A 17,052-nucleotide genomic window follows, 5' to 3' on the forward strand; every position below is an offset into this window, starting at 1 on the left:
CGGTCTCCAGCTTGATCTCCAGCTGGGGATAGCGGCGGCGAAAGCGCTCCAGCACCTCGGGCAGCAGAAAGTAACTGGCGGTGACCGAACAGAAGACCCGCAGCCGCCCCTGCAGCGGTTCATCGCTGCGTTTGAGCTCCTGCTTGAGCTGACGCCACTCCTGCAACAGGCCGCCGCCAAACTCCCGCAGCTTCTCGCCAGCGGGGGTGAGCCGCACCGAGCGGTTGTCCCGTTCGAACAGGATGCAGCCGGTCTCCTGCTCCAGTCGCTGGATCGCGCGACTCAGGGTGGAGGGGCTGACCGCCATGGCATCGGCGCTCTTGCCGAAGTGGAGGGAGTCGGCGAGGTGGAGAAACAGCTCGAGATTGCGAAGGTCCATCTTTCAGCTCCTGGCGCGGCTTGTGTGCCCGATATCCAGCGGTTGGCGGCTTGTTTCTGCCATCTCGCGGTACATTCAGCAGGCAATTATGAAGGATTAACGTTTCAATTATTGCAACGTACTGTTTCGAATATATCAGTTCAGGCAATAAGTGTCCCGCGCTATAGTGGTTCAGACAACGCCGCTATCCGGCATGGAATCAATCGAACGGAGCAATCACCATGGCTAACTATTTCAACACCTTGAACCTGCGTCAGCAGTTGGCCCAACTGGGCAAGTGTCGTTTCATGCAGCGCGAAGAGTTCGCGGACGGCTGCAACGTGCTGAAGGGCAAGAAGGTGGTGATTGTGGGCTGTGGTGCCCAGGGTCTGAACCAGGGTCTGAACATGCGCGACTCCGGGCTGGATATTTCCTACGCCCTGCGCAAGGCCGCCATCACCGAGAAGCGCGCCTCCTGGCAGAAGGCCACTGACAACGGCTTCGCGGTCGGCACCTATGAAGAGCTGATCCCGACCGCCGATCTGGTGCTGAACCTGACTCCGGACAAACAGCACTCCGACGTAGTGAAAACCGTGATGCCGCTGATGAAGCAGGGCGCTGCGCTGGGCTACTCCCACGGCTTCAACGTGGTGGAAGAGGGTCAGCAGATCCGCTCCGACATCACCGTCGTGATGGTGGCGCCCAAGTGCCCGGGGACCGAAGTGCGTGAAGAGTACAAGCGTGGTTTCGGCGTGCCGACCCTGATCGCTGTTCACCCGGAGAACGATCCCAAGGGTGAAGGCATGGCCATCGCCAAGGCGTGGGCCTCTGCCACCGGCGGCGACCGTGCCGGGGTGCTGGAGTCCTCCTTCGTGGCGGAAGTGAAATCCGACCTGATGGGCGAGCAGACCATCCTCTGCGGCATGCTGCAGGCCGGTTCCCTGCTCTGCTACGACAAGCTGGTTGCCGAAGGCACCGACCCGGCCTACGCCGGCAAGCTTATCCAGTTCGGCTGGGAGACCATCACAGAAGCTCTGAAACAGGGTGGTATCAGCCTGATGATGGACCGCCTCTCCAACCCGGCCAAGCTGCGCGCCTTCGAGCTTTCCGAGCAGCTCAAGACCCTGATGCGCCCGCTGTTCGAGAAGCATATGGACGACATCATCGCCGGTGAGTTCTCCCGCGGCATGATGGCCGACTGGGCCGAAGACGATGCCAAGCTGTTCGGCTGGCGCGAAGAGACCGGCAAATCTGCCTTCGAAAATGCGCCGGCGTTCGCAGGCAAGATTGCCGAGCAGGAGTACTTCGACAGTGGCGTGGTGATGGTGGCCATGGTCAAGGCGGGTGTCGAGCTGGCGTTCGAGACCATGGTGGCTTCCGGTATCTACCAGGAGTCTGCCTACTACGAATCCCTGCACGAGTTGCCGCTGATCGCCAACACCGTTGCTCGCAAGCGTCTGTACGAGATGAACGTGGTCATCTCCGACACCGCCGAATACGGTAACTACCTGTTCGCCAACGCCGCCGTGCCCTTGCTGCGCGAGCACTTCATGCCGACCCTGAAAGCGGGCGACCTGGGTGCCAGCAAGGCGGAAGGGCAGAGCGTCGACAACCTGGCGCTGCTGGCGGCCAACGAAGCGACCCGCAACCACCCGATCGAAAAAATCGGTCAGGTACTGCGTGGTTATATGAAAGACATGAAGCGCATCGCCGTTGGCGGTTAATCCAGCATCGGGCTGGATGATGAAGGGGCGGAGATGACGATCCCCGTCGCCGGTCGGACTGGACACCCGACCGGCCAGCCAGGAAAAATCAGCCTGACAGTCATAAAAAAGCCCTGCTCATCGAGCGGGGCTTTTGCATTCAGAAAGGCCCGATAAATCAGGCTTTCCACGCTTTCCAGGTGTTGATCAGGCCGTTGGTGGAGCAGTCGTGGCTGGTGACAGCCTCGTTGTTGCCCAGCTCCGGCAGGATCTTGTTGGCCAGCTGTTTGCCCAGTTCCACGCCCCACTGGTCGAAGCTGAAGATGTTCCAGATTGCGCCCTGTACGAAGATCTTGTGTTCATACATGGCGATCAGGGCACCCAGGGTTTTCGGGGTCAGGCTCTTGAACAGGATGGAGTTGGTCGGGCGGTTGCCTTCGAACACCTTGAACGGCACCAGATCCTTGACCTGCTCCAGGGTTTTGCCAGCCGCCAGGAACTCGGCTTCAACCTCTTCCTTGCTCTTGCCGAAGGCCAGCGCCTCGGTCTGGGCGAAGAAGTTGGCCAGCAGTTTCGGGTGATGGTCACCGATCGGGTTGTGGCTGATGGCAGGCGCCAGGAAGTCACAGGGGATCAGCTTGGTGCCCTGGTGGATCAGCTGATAGAAGGCGTGCTGGCCGTTGGTGCCTGGCTCACCCCAGATGATGGGGCCAGTCTGGTAGTCAACCGGCTTGCCGTTGCGATCCACGTACTTGCCGTTGGACTCCATGTTGCCCTGCTGGAAGTAGGCAGGGAAGCGGTGCATGTACTGGTCGTACGGCAGGATGGCTTCAGACTCGGCACCGTAGAAGTTGTTGTACCACAGGCCGATCAGCGCCAGCAGCACCGGCACGTTCTGCTCATAGGAGGCAGTGGCGAAGTGCATGTCCATCTCGAAGGCGCCTTGCAGCAGGGCTTCGAAGTTCTCGAAACCGACGGAGAGGGCGATGGGCATACCGATGGCAGACCAGGAGGAGTAGCGGCCGCCAACCCAGTCCCAGAACTCGAACATGTTGTTGGTGTCGATACCGAACTCGGCCACGGCCTTGCCGTTGGTGGAGAGGGCAGCGAAGTGCTTGGCAACGTGGGCCTTGTCACCCGCGATCTTGATGAACCAGTCGCGGGCGGTCAGGGCGTTGGTCATGGTCTCCTGGGTGGTGAAGGTCTTGGAGGCCACCAGGAACAGGGTGGTTTCCGGATCGATCTTCTTCAGGGTTTCGGCGATGTGGGTGCCATCGACGTTGGAGACGAAGTGCATCTGCAGGTGGTTTTTGTAGGGACGCAGCGCCTCGGTGATCATCACCGGGCCGAGATCAGAGCCACCGATACCGATGTTGACCACGTGCTGGATCGCCTTGCCGGTGTAGCCTTTCCACTCGCCGGAGATGATCTTCTCGCAGAAGCCTTTCATCTTGGCCAGTACGGCATTCACTTCCGGCATCACATCCTTGCCGTCGCACTCGATGGGGCGGTCGGAGCGGTTGCGCAGGGCCACGTGCAGTACGGAGCGCCCTTCGGTCATGTTGATCTTTTCGCCATTGAACATGGCATCGATCGCGCTGCGAAGATCGGTCTCTTTGGCCAGATCAACCAGCAACTTGAGGGTTTCTTCGGTGATCAGGTTCTTCGAGTAATCAACCAGGATGTCGCCGCCGAAGGTAAGGGAAAACTTGTCAAAGCGCTTCGGGTCCTGCGCGAACAGATCCTTGAGTCGGGTCTCTTTGTTTGCTGCAAAGTGGGCTTCCAGTGCCTGCCAGGCCTGGGTTTGGGTTGGATTGATATTTTTCATAGGATTCCTGAAATGCCAAGTTGTGTTTGAACCTTGCAGGCAAGGTCCCGCCAAACCTTATTATCCGAGCATTATAGCGAGCCGGCCGGGCGGCCCGTGTAACAGAGTTTTACCGATTGTCTTTTACCGCAATGGGGCAACCGTCGGGAGTATACAACCAGAACATCGGGATTATGAGTCACGAAAGCAAGGGGGATCTTGCGCTCGCTCATGATTGGGGCTGGCCCGCTGCTCTGAAATTGTTTTCATTCCGCTGGCCTGATTATGCAGCGGATGGCGCGCCAGAAATGACAATGCCAGCCCGAAGGCTGGCATTGTGGGTTGCTGCTTTACCGCGTTCACGCCTGCGGTTTTTGCATGTGCATCACCATCTGCGGGAAGGGAATTTCGATCCCTTCGGCATCAAAGGTGAGTTTCACCTTCTCGTGGAAGTCGAACCAGACACCCCAGTAGTCACCGGTCTTGACCCACGGACGCACCACGATATTGACCGAGGAGTCGGCCAGCGCGGCAACGGCGATGGTGGAGGCCGGATCTTTCAGGATGCGCGGCTCTTCGTTCACCAGACGCTCGAGGATCTGCTTGGCCTTGCGCAGGTCTGAGCCGTAGCCGATGCCAAAGGTCATATCGACGCGGCGGGTATCCATACGCGAGTAGTTGACGATGGTGCCGTTGAGGATGGCGGAGTTCGGTACTACCACCATCTTGTTGTCACCGGAGGTGAGGGTGGTGGTAAAGAGCTGAACGGACTGCACCACACCCGCGGTGCCTGCCACTTCGATAAACTCGCCCGCCTTGATGGGGCGGAAGATAATCAGCAGGAAGCCGGCAGCGAAGTTGGAGAGCGAGCCTTGCAGCGCCAGACCGATGGCCAGACCGGCTGCACCGATAATGGCGACGAAGGAGGCGGTCTGCACCCCGACACGGCCCAGCGCGGCGATCACCACGAACACCAGAATGGCGTACTTGAGGATGCTGCCGACGAAGTGGGTGACTGTGGTGTCCAGCTTGCGGGCCTGCATCACCTTGACCACGCCCCCGCTGATGAGGTTGGCGGCGATATAGCCGACCAGCAGGGTCAGCAGGGCGGCGGCGATATTGACGCCGTATTCGATCAGCAGTCCCTGATTATTGACCAGCCAGGTCTGCGCTTCGGTAATGATTTCGGGTTCCATAGGATGTCCTGTCAGGTTCTAAAAGGTTTATGGTGGATAAATCTAACACCGCAGCGCGACAGTACGGGTCGCATCTGGTACTTCTTTTCTGCCATAAAAACCTGACACAAAAAAGAAGGGAGGCCAAAGCCTCCCTTCTTTTTGCTGAATGATGCGAAAAAACCATCAGCTCTGCAGCAGCTGGCTGCGGATAAATTGCCACTGATCTTCGAAACCGGCGGTGGGCTTGAGCTTGAACTCGGAGCGCACGAACTGGCTGATGCGACCTTCGGTGTAGGCCAGCAGCAGATTGGCCAGCATGGTCTCGTCGAGCTGGAAGCCTTGACCCTCGCGCAGCCGCTTCTCGCGCAGCACCTGTTTGATCTGGGTCTCCAGCTTGTCGAACAGGATGCTGATGCGATCCCGCAGCCGATCGTGCTCACCCAGCAGGGCGTCGCCATTGAGGATGCGGGTGATGCCGGGATTGCGCTCGGCGAACACCAGCAGCAGCTGCAGGATGTGGTGGCAGCGCGCCATGGTGTCCTTCTCTTCCGCCATGATCAGATTGACCCGTGACAGCAGGGAATCCTCGATAAAGTCGATCAGCCCTTCGAACATCCGCGCCTTGCTTGGAAAGTGTCGATAGAGGGCTGCTTCAGAGACGCCGACCTCGGCCGCCAGACGGGCCGTGGTGATGCGCTGGCCGGGACTGGTTTCCAGCATATGGGCGAGCGCCTGCAGGATCTGATCGCGCCGACTCTGTTTCTGATTACTGCTTGCCATGGATTCCCCTAAAAAAAACAATGGCTTGATTCTGTTATTAGGCACCGCCCATCAGGCTGGTGTGGTCTGTTATTGGCGACCAGAAGAACCAAAACCGCCTTCACCCCGTTCGCTCTGGTTGAACTCATCGACCAATTGGAAGCTGGCCTGAACTACCGGCATGATCACCAGCTGGGCGATACGCTCGCCGGGTTGCATGGTGAACTCATCCTTGCCGCGGTTCCAGACCGAGACCATCAGCTGACCCTGATAGTCGGAATCGATGAGACCGACCACTATACGATAAAAAACTGTCTCAATTTTTTAAATGCATGAAATTAAAGTATTTTTATCTTGATGTCGGAAAAAGTGTCTCAGGCCACAGGTTTTGGTATGTTGGCGGTCTATGCTTTACCGGTACTACCGAAACCACCACTACCACGCTCGGTTTCGGTGGAGAATTCCTCAACAACACTCAACGATACCTGTACAACCGGTTGGAACATCAACTGTGCGATCCGGTCACCAGGCTGTACGGTGTAAGGGTCTTCGCCATCGTTTGCCAAGATGACGCCTATTTCGCCATGGTAGTCCGCATCAATGACACCAATACCTTGAGCTACGCGAATACCATGTTTCAATGAGAGCCCAGAACGGGAAGCTACTATGGCTACTAAGCTCGGGTCCATCATGTTGATAGCGAGTCCAGTTTTCAGAAGATGGCGAGCGCCTGGCGCAATCGTCACGGGTTCAGCGATGCATGCGCGTAGGTCCATGGCTGCGGAGCCATCGGTCGCGTAGGTCGGCATTGGGAGCTGTTCTGTGCCCAGAAGGTTATTGACCATGCGTGCTTCTATGCGTCGATACATCTTGTGTTCCTCGATAAACTTGAACTAGCAAATTCAAAAATGGGTACAGCGTTACAGGCGCGAAGAGATGGGGTTTGGCTTTTGTCAGCAAAGCAAAACAAAAAGCCATGAGATCTCAGCCGCTGACCGGGGGCTAAGATACCAGATTGCCTCCCTGCATGGCGAGGGTGGGGTTTACCAAAACCCTCGTGGTCAGCATCATCAGAGAGACAGGAGCAAACAGAGAGGGATTCATTTTGGTCATTTATCTGTTGGCTGGTAGTGAGCCGCTATAGGTATTTCATTTTCGCTAATTTGTTCGATAGTTAAGCATTGTTGCTGTTGGATAAAACCATGTCTTGCAGTTCTTGCATATGAAAATTGAGCTTTGGAATATCTAAAAAGTGTCCTCTTGCAAAACTCGATGCAAGAAATGAAATAAGGTCTGGATAGTTTTTTATGTGACCATGCCTAAGAAGCAAGTTAAATATGAAAAGGGCTAATCTTTTTTCGGTAACGTTATGAAAGATTCAGGTCATCCAGATCTGTTCGCAGATGTTGCTCTACCTCTCTATAGATTGCTTTCTCTTTTCTTAGGTGTGGTGATCATCCAGATAACAGTCAAGATTCGCTCAACAGCTGCTATCTTGCCCTTTATTTTACGGCTCTCCTCAACAGCATCGCTGACAGCCTTGTCGATTATTGGTGCTAACAAGGGGAAGTCAGAGCGTAGTTCGTTGTATTCTGCAAGCTTGAGGTCGTTCATCTGCAACGTTTGACGGTAGTGTTGTTCTCTCGTACCCAACTTACTCTTAATGGATTCAAGTTCATTCTTCACCCTCTCGATCTCCCTGTCTTTCTCCTTATCCTGCTCTGACACCAGAGCCTCTGGCCCAATAAATTCCTCCTTGAAATGCACTTCATCGAACTTGGGAGTCTTGATGAAATGAGAAAAGCGCTTCCCATCATCAACGTGCTTTCTCTTTAGGAGCCCCAAACGGACTAGCTTGATGAGATTCAAATAAATAATGCTATAACGCTTCCTATGTACCTTCGGTTCAGCCTTGGCACCAAAAACAGCACTTACGCACCCAGTCGCAGTGAAATCGTCCAGCTGTAATCGAATTAGTGCGGTGTAGAGTGCGGTTGGTAACCACACAGTCTGGGAATCCATAAGTAATCCTCGGCCTCAAATGACAATTAATAATGGGGGTAAACATTGAGTTGCGGATTATAGTCCGTGGCTGTTAGCCAGACAACCAGAGATAGTGCTCGCCATAGAGAGGCGAGACATGCAAGACCTAGCAAAAAAATTTGGTGATGCTGTACGTGATAGACGGCTTCAATTGGGCGTATCGCAAGATGCACTCGCACATGCTGCCGAAATGGATAGAAGCTACGTAGGACGAATTGAGCGTGGAGAGGTCAATGTCACCCTGGAAAAGGCTTATCGTCTTGCCAGGGTAATGGGGTGTGATATTCGCGACTTGCTGCCATAGATATATTTTCCAAATAATTATCTCTTCACCCAGATAAAACTATATTTCCCTATAATTATTCACAGTGATGGCAATTAGCATCATTGCCAGCTTTAGCATTTCCTATTAGCTATTAACCCCCCCGTTGCCTATCTATAGAAAGCGTCACAAACTGCCGCTGTCAGAAAAAGCCTGCATGGTCTCGATTGGCTCATTAATGATAAAGTGATCGCCCCACCACTCTTCATCGAGCCCTCTACACATGCAGAGACCAGACCTCAGAGACATCCACCAACTTAGCAAGGACGAGTTCAAGCGCATTCTAGGCCCTGTGGCTGGAAGCCTTGATGACGGTTCAAAGGTCGTATTGGGGATGCAATCTGATGTGTTTGCTTGCTGCACTATCCTGGGAGACCAAATCTCAGTGAGGGGGACGCCCAGGTTTGAGCAGACCATCAAGTCGGCATATGCCCAGGCCAAGCCGACAATGTGGTTTGGTTCGGCGGAGAAAGAGCGCCCTAAGGCAGAAACCATTCCTCCTGCTCTCAAGCCAAAAACTGATACAACATCAGCCACAACCTATCGTGTGCCTGTGCTCATCTACAAGTCGAAGCGCGAGCCAGGTAAGAACGTTGATGGTAGCCCCGCCGAAGATATGACTTACGGCAAAATGACGGCAGAGCAGATCAAGGCTATCCCCATGTTCGTAGGGAAGATGGGAGATGACGGCTTTATTGGTGATCTCGAAAAGACTGACCCCAAGGTGTTCTTTAGTAGCTTCCGCAACATGGCTACATTGTTTGCAACTGGCGACTTGAAGATGAACATTCTGGCCATGATCGCCAAGTTCGAGAAATCTGAAGGGGGTGAATACCGGAACCAAGCGTTGACGAGAGCAGCGCGAGCTCACCCAACCACGATCAAGTTCTCAGATACCCTTATCAAGGAAGTGAAGGCAAAGCTGGCCGAAGTTGATGGTGATGTGAACAAGCTTGTTCTGAGTGACTTGATGCAGCAATACAGCAAGACCTCCGGCTTTCGGTTACCCATCTTCAACTCTGCGGCGGATAAGGTGCAGGGCCTCACAATTGCGGTTAACGATGTCTGGGCAGGCAAGGCAGAAATCACGACATATGAAAAGTTTGGCGACTTCTACAAAGGGACGATCAAAGTAACGCTATATGACCACTTCGGTCTCGATTATCCTGACATTGGCCCTGACCCCACGACCGGAAGAGTCAAGTTCTACGGCCTGGCGTCCGGTTTCAGAAGCTGGTTTGTTCTTCAACACTACAAGCGCTTTGCCTACAAGCCATTTTTGACCGTCATTGAACTCAGCTATCCATTCCAAGGGGAACTAAAGTGAGCGCAGCAGTGAAGACAGAGAGAACATGGGTATTCGTGTTGTTCATGCTCTATCACCTCTTGAATGCATCGATCCTATTCATTCAGCCTGTCTATGACTGGTTTAACGATGAATACTCACTGACTGGCCTATATGTACTGCTCATGCCCTATCTCTGGGGTTTGATAACGATACTGGGGGCGATTTTGTTCTTGTCAGATCGCTCTTGGAAATACCTGGCAGGTAATCTACTCGGTGGTTCAATTCTTCTCTTTTGGTGGCTTAGACTGGCATCCCAATATTAGTGAGTATCGTCAGGCATATGAATGAGCAGACCAGACGGCATCTGCTTGTGCGTGGCTTTATGCAGCGCAAGCTGCAAGCTCACAAGAACCATTCGAAACGAAAACGAGCTCCCGCCTTGTCTATCAACTGGTTGCTGTAGCTCCACACAGCAGCAATACATCCAGTTTTTCATTAGCTCCGGTCTGAGATTTTCAACCTAGATCTCCATCCTCATTACCAGCTCTTCTGTTCTGCTGCATGTGTTATATTCGGCTCAAACATTGAGCCGAATGATGGGCTGGGTCGGCTCATTATTGAGACCCTAGCATGTTGGATGAGGAAATAATGGAACCATTGTGGATTTGGCAACAAGCAGATTGGCCCCATTTTCGTTGGCAGGATAGCGAGATATTGCCCAGATTACGGCACGTTCAACGCAGGCAGGGAATTCTAATCGGTCGTCATTCCAGGTTGGGGAACTCCGACCAAGCGTTAGATACGTTACTGGCTAACATCATCTCCTCATCCGCTATCGAAGGCGAACGCCTCAATGCCCAATCTGTGCGTTCCTCCCTTGCTCGGCGGTTAGGTGGGCCACAAACTCAGTCATATCCAGTATCAGAGCGCTCAGAGGGGCTCGCGGCCATGATGCTGGATGCCATCGACAACCATGAACAGCCACTAACAATTGAACGACTTTACCAATGGCATCGTTGGCTGTTCCCTGTCAACGAATGGTCGGTACAACCAGTGAACGTAGGGCAGTTGCGAGGAGATGAGCCGATGCAGGTTGTCTCTGGACGTGTTGATCGCCCCACCGTGCATTTTGAGGCACCGCCCAGAGCAACTCTGGACGATCAACTGGCCGAGTTCATCCGCTGGTTTAACCAGACTCGGCATGATCCCACGATGGATCCCCTTCTTCGTGCGGCAATCATCCATTTCTGGTTCGTGACCCTGCATCCCGTTGATGATGGCAATGGGCGGCTCACACGGGTACTGACCGATCTCGCGTTGTCACAGGCTGACAGCCACAGCATCCGGCTGTATGCCATGTCAGTTGCTATTCTTGGACGGCGGGCAGACTACTATCGGGCACTGGAGTCAGCACAGAAAGGCTCGCTGGATATTACCTCCTGGATCTGTTGGTTCCTCGACACACTGGATTACTCCGTAGAGCTGGCATTACAGAGTATTGCTCGTGGTCTTGCCAAGGCGCATTTCTGGTTGCGGCACTGTCATGACGATCTAAGTCCAGAGCAAACCAAGGTGCTGAATCGTTTACTGGATGGCGGTGAACAGGGTTTTGAAAATGGCATCAACGCCAGTCAATATCAAAAAGTCGCCGGAGTCAGTAAGCCCACGGCCACACGCCATCTTGCGCAATTGCTGGATAGGGGTTGCATTAAGAAATTACCTGGTGGCGGACGCAATACACGCTATCAAATCCTCTTGCACACCGAGGGAGTTTGAAAAATCATCGCCATGGGGGCGTTAATTTCGTTTGGTAGATGAGAGCTGCGATTGACGTACCAATGAAGCTCTTTAATTAAATTTTGACGCCATGATGAGAGCCGTCAGGCATATGAACGAATAAACTCAGCCGACAGTCGTGGCTCTCTACAGCCCTTTTGAGTGATAGCAAACCATCGAGAATATCGGGATCTATTTCAGGAACATCACCTGCCCCGAAATTTGAAAGCAATTTGGTCACACTGAGACGTACCAGTTGCTCTTCGGCCAGCGCCTTTGCTCTCTGGACAACCTCCGGTGATTCGGATGAGATGATGTCCTCTAATGTTCTCCCCATACGGGTTCCTACTAAAAACAGAATGAAAGGCCCACGCAATACTGCATGGGCTATCAATATTAGATCAGGAAATCGTCCAGAGCTTTGCCGCCTTCAACGGCTGCCGCGATAGCCTTGGGCATGCGGCCCTGACCAGTCCAGGTCTTCTCCTGACCATCCTCGGTATACTTGTATTTTGCAGGACGAGGAGCGCGTTTGGCTTTAGCTGACCCCTCAGATTTCGCCGGAGCCGCAGTACCAACCAGCTCGCTCGGATCGATGCCCGCTTCTTTCAGCATCTCGGTAAACTCAGCCAATTTTTGCAGGCGTTCGGCAGATTCCTCTTTCAATTTGGTCTCGTGCTGCTCACGCTCAGCATAAATTTCGTCAAATTTCTCTTTAGCCTCGACCAACTGCTCAAATGACAACTCACGCAATGCAGCTCGCAGACTACGGATATTCAACAAAATTTTCAAAAAATCGTTCATTTTTATCCTCATGTATCACATTTTTATATCAGTGAAATTATCTCTCAACCCCAGCATTAGCACCACTGTTTTTGGCACCAAGAGGATTCGGAAAATAGCATATTTTAAAAGTCGTGAGTTAAATGGTGTTTGGAGCTGTTTAGTAGCCTAGCTCCAACCTGCTATAAAACTATATAGCCAAAAATTAAATCTAGGTGGTAGTGAGCGTTGAGACCACCTCACCAGATGAGCCGATCAACGATCACGATCGGCTCACGAAATGAGCCGATAGGACAATATCATTGGCTCACAGAATGAGTCGATGATAAGAAATTTTAGATTGGCCCCTTGAGGATCCAGACACTTCGCCCCTCTTAACTTAAGAGGTAGTCTTGGATGACTAGGCCACTAGAAAGCAAAAAACCCCGCAACGAGGCAGGGTTTCAGCATTTTTTCAACTTCGCACTCAGGGTAGCGACTCACCCTTGTTTCAACTTCGCACTTATGGCAGCGACTCTCCCTATGCATTGATTCTATGACAAGGTTAAGCCGCTAGTCAACAGTCACAGGTAACCACTTCGATTTCGGGTTCAAGGGGTCATCCCAACGACTCCTTCGTGGCAACGGGAACCTTTTGGTTCCTGAATACTAAGCATGCAACTTTATTACTTAGTATGACTCTTTATTGCTTGGCGTGAAACAGCCTCAATAAAATCTTGCTTATTAGCGGCAGTACAGATGATAAGAAAAATTTCTCTCCACACAAACTAGAGTATGGGAGCATATTACTCATATTATTTCCCTATTAGAATAATCACGCCCAAATATGTCAGGGTTTGCAGCCTCATAGTCATCGTCAAAAATATGATCTCCGCGATGCATCTCCCTCACTGTTGCGAGTGTACCGAAAAAACACATTTCACAAAGATGCACCTTGTAACGTTCACCATCGTGACGGGAACCATACCCAAAATCCGCCGATAGGGTGCCAAATTCATTGGTTCCAAAAGTTGTTTTTGTACTACGACCACAGACATCACAGAGAATGTCAACGACCTGTTCTGTTGGCACAACCCCTTTTACGAGCATGCTGAGCTCCTTATTTAATGCTTTATGAAAACTATAATTTTTCTGCTTTTGATGTGGGAGTAACCTGAGCTGGCTATTTATCACTGGCATAACCAGCATTGAACTCTCATTTGTTATTTTTGGATGTCTTTGCACTCAAATTTTGGAGGTGTTTTCCAACCTGTAACGCGCCCGCTGCGTTTGTTGACCCTGCGGTATTCATTCCCCAACAGGATTTCCCATTCAGAGCCGTTCTCCGATAGAACCTGAAAAGTAGTCCCAAGCTCAATGCCTAAACCTGGTTCAGTACAGACCAACTCGGTCATCAGCTCTCCTCAATGCAGGGGCATTTGGTTGTTAATCTTCCACTCAAAACGACAGTTTGGGGTAGGATAGCTCATGAGAGATCGTGTTTGTACATTGAGGAATGCTACATGATGCCCTATGCAACCTATCATCCTAGTAGTGACGCAGAAGCTACTGCGAACTTTCTCCTGGAAGCCCTTGGTATTCCTCGTGACCCACTAGGAGCACATCAATGGATCGTGGCTGGCGTATCACCGGACATACTCTATCGGCTCGCTGAATTGATGAAGACGGATGTGGGGACTGTTTGCCAATGGTCTGGTATTAGCCGGAGTACACTGGCCCGCAAGCAGCGGATTACAGCCCCCCTATCAATATCGCAGAGTGCCAGGGTATACGGAGTTGCACAGGCTCTCGATACGGTGCTCGCCTTTCACAGGAACGATACCGTCAAGACACTGTCGTGGTTAAACCGAACCGCCTGGGGCCTCGGTGGCGTAGCCCCAGCTAAGTTGTTGGCTACACCAATGGGGGTTCAGGCTGTTGTCGATCTAGTGGGACGGATTCAACATGGGGTTTGCATATAAGCAATAAGTCGGGGACTGTTAGGATAAAACTAGCTCAGTTGGTTAAACTTCCATCTAACAGAATGATTTTCAGAATTTTTCCACATCCCCTCACTTGAATAATTCGGGAAACTGTCCATTTACTAATTATGAGAACTTGAATAAAATTTAAGCTGTTCACCATTATTCCGCTGCTACGCAGCGAAGATAAACCAGTTTTATACACCCGCTGCCATTATCTCATTAATAACTCCGCTTATTGCCAAATCAAAACACTACTATTGTAAATTATAACAAAAACAGCCCCATACAGTATCTGGTTGAATTATGGCCGAAGGCACGGAATAGTAAAGTGAAACTACTTTCACTTGTGCATACATCAATCATACGGGATTCACGCTATATGGTGTAATGAATAGTGGTTATTGATTTAAACTCGTAAATTAGTTTCTTACCATCGTGTTTAGTTTTGCAAAATTAAATGTCTGCTACATTTATAATTTTCTTTTTGTACTAATACCTTTTCTACTAAAGGAAGGGTGCACGAAAGTAGAGTAAACCAGACTCTGGTTTGAGGGCTGTGTCAGGTGATAACTAGATTTGTATAATTCATTTACAGTATTTACCACCTAGCTACGACATCTATGTGATGGACATGAATATCAATAGCTTGACTGCTGTTCAGCAACGAGTTGTTAATGCTCATCATATCACAACCTTAAGCATGATAAGTGCTCCCCTACCACTGCAATATAAGGAGGGGTTTGCTAGTGTCTCTCTTTATTACTTGCTTCATTGTTTGCCAGGCACAATGAAAGAGATATCTATCCCTCTTCGCCACGCAGCATCACATCTTAATTCTAACGGGACTCTATTTGGTGCAACAGTTTTAGGTGATGATACTAACCATAACATGCTTGATAAATTCCTAATATCTATTTACAACGGAAAATATTTTTTTTGTAAAAATCTAGGTGATGAGAGGGAGTTATATCATACCTTAACAGATATATTTGAACAAATTGAGATGCTTTGCGTTGGTAAGGTTGCGCTATTTACAGGTAGAACTATACGTCAACAGTGCTAGAGCAAGATTTTTTATACGAGGGAGGGTGGTGTTTCCCAAATCGATGCAGCTTGTGAACTAACTGAGTGTACGATTCATAGAGATCTTTTCAGTTTTATAAGTCTTTGATTTAATTGTTGGTGGGTGGTTTTCAGGCTTTTTCAGGTATTGTTAGTTCTATTCAGTGGTGCTGTGGATGCACATTGAGTATTTTTTCGGGCGCTCAATTGTGGGCTATCCACGAACAGAACAGTGGCTCGAGGCATTTGCATAACTTTAATTGTTTTGCACCCCGTATGTTTGGCCTGCCAAAATATAGCAGGCTTGTTTTCGTTGACTCGTGGAGATTATTAGGCTGTCACTCAAGGTTACACATAAACATGAATAAGAACATAAAAGAGTCCTCCTTACAGCTCAATCAGCTCAATCGATTGCTGGTTTGGGCTAATATTATTATACAAGCTGGATTGCCGGTTAGCATGGCTTTTACTCCAGCCGTAATGGCTAGTGCGGAGCATTCGTCTTTCGTAGATCCTGTGGCTCATAGCAAAGAAACAAAATCTTATCGTCTGAAAGATGGTGAGACCACGGCTGTAATTGCCAATAAAATTGGCATGTCATTGGTAGAGCTAGCTGAGCTTAATAAAACCCGAGATCTAGACAAGCCCTTCGCCGACTTGGTGGTGGGAGATGAAATAACCATTCCTGCGTCGGCCTTCCTGTTTAATGAAGAGCGTGATGCTGCCTGGCTAAATGAAAGTAAGGCGGCCAGTTTGGTCAGTCAATTTGGCAGTGCGCAAGCAAATGGCAATTCAGCTGATGCTGCCAAACAAATGGCAAAAAGCTCAGCAATACAAGCTGCCAGTCAGGCATCCCAGCAGTGGTTGGGGCAATTTGGTACCGCACGGGTCAAATTGGGTGTCAATGATGATTTCTCGCTCGATGGCACAGAATTAGACCTGCTGATGCCGATGTATGACGACGGCAAAGCGCTGGTATTTGCGCAAACTGGCATTCGTCACCTTGATAAACGTACCACGATGAACGTCGGGGTTGGGTTGCGCACATTTGCTATCGACAACTGGATGTTGGGTGGCAACGTATTTATTGATAATGATCTGACCGGTCATAACCGTCGGTTGGGGCTTGGCACTGAAGCCTGGACGGACTATCTGAAGCTGACGGGCAATGTGTACCATGGTTTGACAGATTGGCATCAGTCTCGGGATTTTGCTGATTATGACGAGCGGCCCGCAGATGGTTTTGACTTGCGTGCCGAGGCGTATCTGCCGCGTTTGCCCCAAGTGGGCGGCAAGTTAATGTTTGAGCAGTATTTTGGTGATGAGGTTGCGCTGTTTGGTAATGGCGAGAGTGAGCGTCAGAAAGACCCGCATGCAGTGACAGCGGGGGTGACCTATACCCCCTTCCCGCTGCTGACTGCCGGTGTCGAGCACCGGATGAGCAGTGGTGGTGAGAATGACACCAGCTTCAATCTGGGTTTGACCTACCAGATGGGTGTGCCGCTGGACAAGCAGCTCAACGGTGACAGCGTGGCTGCTCGCAGAACATTGGCAGGCAGTCGAATGGATTTGGTGGATCGAAACAACCAGATCGTCTTGGAATATAAAAAGCAGGAAGTGATCAGCGCATCGCTGCCCCCCAGTGTAGAGGGAAGTGCAGAAGGTGAGGAGCTGGTCAAGGTCGAGGTGAATGCCCGTTATGGCCTGAAGGAAGTGGCATGGGATGCGGCCGCCCTGGTGGCTGCGGGTGGAGTGCTGACGCCGGTCAGTGCTAATGAAGTGAAGGTAACCTTGCCTGCGTATCAGGCAGCGGCTCGTGCCGAGTATGACCCGAACAGCTATATCCTGGGTGCGGTGGCATATGACACCAAGGGGAATGCGTCTGCGCGAATTACCACCAATGTGATTGTTGGCGTGCCGCAGTCAGGCAGTGCGCCGGTTGCGACCGATGTAGCTATCGACAACACCACTCCGGTGGTGGGACAGACTCTGAACGGGAGTTACACCTA

General features: G+C 51.3%; 16 protein-coding genes and 3 pseudogenes. 8 read left to right on the forward strand and 11 right to left on the reverse strand.

Annotated features, from left to right (window positions below; translation table 11 throughout):
• Positions 1-379 (reverse strand): annotated as a pseudogene (locus AACS24_RS21750) (LysR family transcriptional regulator); the annotation flags it as partial.
• A 221-nt stretch (positions 380-600) separates the two neighbouring features.
• Between AACS24_RS21750 and ilvC the strand changes: the two are divergent.
• On the forward strand, positions 601-2,082 hold the full coding sequence (ilvC, locus tag AACS24_RS00170; protein WP_108572014.1) for a ketol-acid reductoisomerase: 1,482 nt from the start codon (positions 601-603) through the stop codon (positions 2,080-2,082).
• A gap of 157 nt (positions 2,083-2,239) precedes the next feature.
• On the opposite strand, the gene pgi is transcribed toward ilvC, so the two are convergent.
• The 6 genes and pseudogenes from pgi to AACS24_RS00200 all read right to left on the reverse strand — a co-directional run bounded on the left by pgi (position 2,240) and on the right by AACS24_RS00200 (position 7,827).
• A complete protein-coding gene (gene pgi, locus AACS24_RS00175; protein ID WP_108572015.1) occupies positions 2,240-3,889 on the reverse strand; it encodes a glucose-6-phosphate isomerase in 1,650 nt (549 codons plus the stop codon).
• A gap of 338 nt (positions 3,890-4,227) precedes the next feature.
• Positions 4,228-5,064 carry a mechanosensitive ion channel domain-containing protein gene (locus tag AACS24_RS00180; protein WP_108572016.1) on the reverse strand — a complete coding sequence of 279 codons (837 nt, stop codon included), beginning with the start codon at positions 5,062-5,064 and terminating at the stop codon, positions 4,228-4,230.
• A gap of 165 nt (positions 5,065-5,229) precedes the next feature.
• Positions 5,230-5,826, reverse strand: a complete 597-nt coding sequence (gene slmA, locus AACS24_RS00185; RefSeq protein ID WP_005339495.1) for a nucleoid occlusion factor SlmA — start codon at positions 5,824-5,826, stop codon at positions 5,230-5,232.
• 69 nt (positions 5,827-5,895) lie between these two features.
• Positions 5,896-6,102 (reverse strand): annotated as a pseudogene (locus tag AACS24_RS00190) (dUTP diphosphatase); the annotation flags it as partial.
• A gap of 107 nt (positions 6,103-6,209) precedes the next feature.
• On the reverse strand, positions 6,210-6,674 hold the full coding sequence (gene dut, locus AACS24_RS00195; RefSeq protein ID WP_041915434.1) for a dUTP diphosphatase: 465 nt from the start codon (positions 6,672-6,674) through the stop codon (positions 6,210-6,212).
• A gap of 550 nt (positions 6,675-7,224) precedes the next feature.
• Positions 7,225-7,827, reverse strand: a complete 603-nt coding sequence (locus tag AACS24_RS00200; RefSeq protein ID WP_108572017.1) for a hypothetical protein — start codon at positions 7,825-7,827, stop codon at positions 7,225-7,227.
• 118 nt (positions 7,828-7,945) lie between these two features.
• Between AACS24_RS00200 and AACS24_RS00205 the strand changes: the two genes are divergently transcribed.
• From AACS24_RS00205 to AACS24_RS00220, 4 genes and pseudogenes are all read left to right on the forward strand, one after another.
• On the forward strand, positions 7,946-8,152 hold the full coding sequence (locus AACS24_RS00205) for a helix-turn-helix domain-containing protein (protein ID WP_108572018.1): 207 nt from the start codon (positions 7,946-7,948) through the stop codon (positions 8,150-8,152).
• Between the two features lie 241 nt (positions 8,153-8,393).
• Positions 8,394-9,497, forward strand: coding sequence for a DUF3289 family protein (locus AACS24_RS00210; RefSeq protein ID WP_108572019.1), 1,104 nt, complete (start codon positions 8,394-8,396; stop codon positions 9,495-9,497).
• Between the two features lie 609 nt (positions 9,498-10,106).
• Positions 10,107-10,340: pseudogene (locus AACS24_RS00215) on the forward strand (DUF4172 domain-containing protein); the annotation flags it as partial.
• 66 nt (positions 10,341-10,406) lie between these two features.
• A complete protein-coding gene (locus tag AACS24_RS00220) occupies positions 10,407-11,234 on the forward strand; it encodes a Fic family protein (protein WP_258223034.1) in 828 nt (275 codons plus the stop codon).
• 76 nt (positions 11,235-11,310) lie between these two features.
• On the opposite strand, the gene AACS24_RS00225 is transcribed toward AACS24_RS00220, so the two are convergent.
• The 4 genes from AACS24_RS00225 to AACS24_RS00240 form a co-directional block, all read right to left on the reverse strand.
• Positions 11,311-11,571, reverse strand: a complete 261-nt coding sequence (locus AACS24_RS00225; protein ID WP_108572020.1) for a hypothetical protein — start codon at positions 11,569-11,571, stop codon at positions 11,311-11,313.
• 59 nt (positions 11,572-11,630) lie between these two features.
• A complete protein-coding gene (locus tag AACS24_RS00230) occupies positions 11,631-12,038 on the reverse strand; it encodes an H-NS family histone-like protein (protein WP_108572021.1) in 408 nt (135 codons plus the stop codon).
• A gap of 768 nt (positions 12,039-12,806) precedes the next feature.
• Complete coding sequence (locus AACS24_RS00235; RefSeq protein WP_258223033.1) at positions 12,807-13,205, reverse strand: hypothetical protein; 399 nt, start codon at positions 13,203-13,205, stop codon at positions 12,807-12,809.
• A gap of 14 nt (positions 13,206-13,219) precedes the next feature.
• Positions 13,220-13,411, reverse strand: a complete 192-nt coding sequence (locus AACS24_RS00240; RefSeq protein WP_033113929.1) for a hypothetical protein — start codon at positions 13,409-13,411, stop codon at positions 13,220-13,222.
• A 111-nt stretch (positions 13,412-13,522) separates the two neighbouring features.
• Here AACS24_RS00240 and AACS24_RS00245 point away from each other — a divergent pair, with 111 nt between their 5' ends.
• From AACS24_RS00245 to AACS24_RS00255, 3 genes are all read left to right on the forward strand, one after another.
• Positions 13,523-13,978 (forward strand): antitoxin Xre/MbcA/ParS toxin-binding domain-containing protein, encoded by a 456-nt coding sequence (locus tag AACS24_RS00245; RefSeq protein ID WP_181364272.1) that lies wholly within the window; start codon positions 13,523-13,525, stop codon positions 13,976-13,978.
• Positions 13,979-14,612: 634 nt separating this feature from the next.
• Positions 14,613-15,044, forward strand: coding sequence for an SAM-dependent methyltransferase (locus tag AACS24_RS00250; RefSeq protein ID WP_146181442.1), 432 nt, complete (start codon positions 14,613-14,615; stop codon positions 15,042-15,044).
• A 359-nt stretch (positions 15,045-15,403) separates the two neighbouring features.
• Positions 15,404-17,052 (forward strand): inverse autotransporter beta domain-containing protein (locus tag AACS24_RS00255; RefSeq protein WP_181364271.1); only part of this gene is annotated, 1,649 nt, incomplete at its 3' end.

This window comes from Aeromonas sp. HMWF016, from assembly GCF_963878195.1.
GTDB lineage: Bacteria > Pseudomonadota > Gammaproteobacteria > Enterobacterales > Aeromonadaceae > Aeromonas > Aeromonas lacus.